The sequence below is a fragment of the Peptoniphilus sp. genome (assembly GCF_034090345.1).
GTDB lineage: Bacteria > Bacillota > Clostridia > Tissierellales > Peptoniphilaceae > Peptoniphilus.
The window spans coordinates 1-3,970 of sequence record NZ_JAXDSS010000090.1; the positions used below are offsets into that span (position 1 = coordinate 1).

The following is a 3,970-nucleotide window of genomic DNA, read 5'->3' on the forward strand; positions in this document are numbered from 1 at the left end:
AAAGCAGGATTTGAAGCAGTTGTCCCCGAAACTATAGGAGACTTTAAGTTTGATGGAATTACAATAGTGGACACAGCAGATATAGATGATGAAGGAAATCAAATTAATAAGCGAAAAGCAATTGATGTTGCGTATAAGGATAGCAATGGAACTATGGGAGAATTATACTTAGACAAAGTTTTTTCAAACCAACCTAAACGTGAAGACCAACCATATACAGAAAAAAGACAAATAAGCGGACACGATTTTTATTTCACTCGTTTAGAAAGTTTGTTTTTAGCAAGTGAAAAAGAAATGACCCCGGAAGAAGTAGAACGTTCAGAAAACGACCCTTTCTTTAACGTTGGAATTGGCGGAGAGGGTACAAAAAGGGAAACTTCTATTTCACACCACCTATCTTTTGAAGACAATGGAATACTGTACAGTTTTATGACAAGTGAAAATATAAGCGTAGATACTTTATTTGAAATGGGAAGTGAGTTTTTTAAATAGAATTATATTATTAACGGATTGCAGTGCGGTCCGTTTTTTAATTTAGTAATAAATAAGTACATACTATGTAAAACAACTAAAATTTTAAAATATAAGATGAAATTAAATCATAATAAAACGAGCGGACCTCGTTAAACTCATGTCGGGGATACGATGGAATAATAAAATAACAATTGTAAAAAATAAATGATATTAACTGATATTATGGGTATAAAAATAAAATAAGATAATTAGTGTATTAGAAAAGGTGAATTTTTTTGAACAAATTAAAAACTGAGAAACCTGTAAATACCAAGTCAAAACTTATGTACCGATACATAGTATTTTTTATAGGTATCACTCTAAATTCGATAGGAATAGCTCTGATGACGAAAAGTAACTTGGGGACTTCACAAATTTCAAGCATACCTTATATAGTAAGCTTGTATTTTGATAAAATTAGTTTCGGAATGGCAACTTTTTTATTAAATTTTATTTTTTTTATAATCCAAATTTTTATTTTAAAAAAGAATTTTAAAGCTAAAAGATTTTTACAACTCCCATTTATTTTTATTTTTGGAATGTTAATAGATCTAGACATGAAAATTTTAGACCTATTTGATTTTTCAAATATTTTTATAAAAATTGTCGCTCTATTAATAGGTTGTGTAATTTTGGCTTTTGGAATAAGCGTTGAGATTGCTCCGGATGTGGTAAAAATTCCGGGAGAAAGTTTGGTATATACCATAGCAGATGTAAAAAATATAAGATTTGGAACAGTTAAATTTATTTTTGATGCCGTATTGGTAGCAGTAGCAGTTGCTTTTTCCATATGGGCTTTTGGGGGCATAGATTTTAACACAATAGGGATAGGGACCATTCTATCCGTCCTAACTGTTGGGAAATTAGTAAATTTATTTGAACACAAAGTTTCAAAAATTTATTCGAAATTCTATAATTGAATATTTTTGATAAAAGCAATTGGTTTTTGTCCAATTGTTTTATTTTGAAGGGGAAATTATAAAATATAAAGAAAAAATAAATTATTTTTTTTAAAAATAGATAATAAATCGCCGTGAATGTAAGTAAATTCAAGGCTTGAAGAGAATAAAAAAATAAATGATAAATTTTATCAAAAAGTGTTGACAAACGATGATGACGAACGTATAATAATACTTGTAAATGATAAACACTATCAAAAAACTTCTTAAAACAGTTGTTCATACAAACCCTTAGTTAGTTTAAAAGTTTTTCGATAGAGAAAGGAGCTAGAAATGGTAAATATCATTTATTGGAGTGGCACTGGTAACACTGAACAGATGGCTCACTACATAGAAGATGGCGTGAAAGCAGCTGGTGAAGAATGTAAAGTAATTGAAGTATCAAATGCTACAATTGATGATGTAAAAAATGTTGATAAAATTGCATTTGGTTGCCCGGCAATGGGAGCTGAAGAACTTGAAGAAGGATATATGCGTCCTTTCATGGACAGTGTAAATGAATTGCTTTCTACTAAAAAGGTTGCGATTTTCGGATCTTATGAATGGGCAGATGGACAGTGGATTAGAGACTGGCAAGAGGAGCTTGAAGGTTTTGGCGTAAAATTAGTAGATGAACCTCTAGCAGTTTATGATCAACCTAAAGAAGATGACAAAGAGGATTGTGAAGCTCTTGGTAAACTTCTTGCCAACGCATAAATTAAAAGCGGACTTCAGCAAGTATTTCTTTAAAATTAAAGAATTAGACGATTATAATTATGTACTTGCTCTTTTAAAATTCTACACAGCACCTACTGTTTACGGTAGAAAGGTCGGCACACTCATTAACTTAAAATCTTCCGGTAGAGATTTAAAAAGTTGTTGGATAAAACATAACACCGCCTTTGAAAGACTCCTCAAATTAGATTCCATAATATTAAGGTGCAGTGATGATTCGGTACTTGTCTATTTGTACCATCCGCAAAGATTAAAAAATAGAATCAAGGACGTGAAAATTAAAGAATTTCTTTACGAATATGGCTATGCGTATGAATGCGACATGCGTGAATCTTTAAACATATTAAAGCAACATTTCAACAGTCCGAGTTGTCCTTGCGAAGTGGGCATATTCCTTGGATATCCTTTAAAAGATGTAATAGCTTTTAAAGAAAAACGATGCGACTGTAAATGCGTGGGGTATTGGAAATGTTACTCTAATGTTTGGAATGCCAAGTTTAAATTCTTTATATATGATCTATTAAAGTGGATTGTCACAAGACAAGAATTAAATAACTTTAAAAGAGCGTACGACATGACTTAATTCCTACAAAAAAATAACTTAATTCCTACAAAAGAAGAAGAGATGGAGAAATCTGTCTCTTCTTTTCGTTGTGTGATTACACTCTGAAATATCAAAAATTAATGAAACGACAGTAGGGGCGGCACGTGATTACAAGAAAGACAAAAAATCAAAACAAAATTAAACAAATAAAAATAATAAATAACAAAACAATATAGGCCCGCCCGTAAAAACCAACAATTTCAAAGAACTGTAGGGGCGGCACGTGATTACAAGAAAGACAAAGAATTAAAATAAAAACAAAAAAATAAAAAATATAAATGACAAAACAATATAGGCCCGCCCGTAAAAACCAACAATTTCAAAAAAACGTAGGGGCGGCACGTGATTACAAGAAAGACAAAGAATCAAAACAAAAACAGAAAAATAAAAAGCATAAATGACAAAACAATATAGGCCCGCCCGCAAACATCAATAAAACAAACATAACAAAGGAGGAAAATATGGACGAAATTATGACACAAATTTCAAACGTTGGATTTCCCATAGCAATAACATTCTATTTATTATTTAGAATAGAATCAAAATTAAATGATTTGACAAACAGTATTCATGAATTAAGCAATAGCATAGTAAATTTAAACGATAATAAGTAAATTTATTAAAATAGATAGTAATTTATTTTATTATAAAAAGGTTGATTTTCGCCGAAACCATATAACATAACCCCAAAAAACGGGCGGACCTATACAGCTTTACAATATAATTTTCAATTTATCCATTACATCAACAAACCCAATATCTATTTCACAGACACGTGCCGCCCCTACGATGAAATAAATAAAATGAAACATGTATAAAAAATAAATTTCAACATATACAAAAAAGGGCGGGCCTATGTTGTTTTGCAATATAATTTTCAATTTGTCCATTACATAAACAAACCCAATATCTATCTCACAGACACGTGCCGCCCCTACGATAAAACAAAACAAATGTATAAAAAATAAATTTCAACACATACAAAAACGGGTGGGCCTATACAGCTTTACAATATAATTTTCAATTTGTCAATTTCATCAACAAACCCAATATCTATTTCACAGACACGTGCCGCCCCTACGATGAAATAAATATAAATTCATAACCAACCAATACCAAATAGATTTTAAGCTGTGGTATAATTAACTCGGAGGAAATGATGAATTTAAATATGAGAAAA

Annotated in this window: 4 protein-coding genes and 1 pseudogene; all 5 read left to right on the forward strand. The window is 30.8% G+C overall.

The features are described from left to right. Positions 1–492, forward strand: a pseudogene (locus SOR77_RS07540) (hypothetical protein); the annotation flags it as partial. 257 nt (positions 493–749) lie between these two features. Then, a complete protein-coding gene (locus SOR77_RS07545) occupies positions 750–1,433 on the forward strand; it encodes a YczE/YyaS/YitT family protein (RefSeq protein WP_320636522.1) in 684 nt (227 codons plus the stop codon). Between the two features lie 312 nt (positions 1,434–1,745). Further along, positions 1,746–2,168 carry a flavodoxin gene (locus SOR77_RS07550; RefSeq protein WP_320636523.1) on the forward strand — a complete coding sequence of 141 codons (423 nt, stop codon included), beginning with the start codon at positions 1,746–1,748 and terminating at the stop codon, positions 2,166–2,168. Further along, a complete protein-coding gene (locus tag SOR77_RS07555) occupies positions 2,134–2,769 on the forward strand; it encodes a DUF3793 family protein (protein ID WP_320636524.1) in 636 nt (211 codons plus the stop codon). The genes SOR77_RS07550 and SOR77_RS07555 overlap by 35 nt, the downstream gene beginning before the upstream one ends. A 482-nt stretch (positions 2,770–3,251) precedes the next feature. Further along, positions 3,252–3,404, forward strand: coding sequence for a YvrJ family protein (locus tag SOR77_RS07560; RefSeq protein WP_320636525.1), 153 nt, complete (start codon positions 3,252–3,254; stop codon positions 3,402–3,404). Positions 3,405–3,970 lie beyond the last annotated feature (566 nt).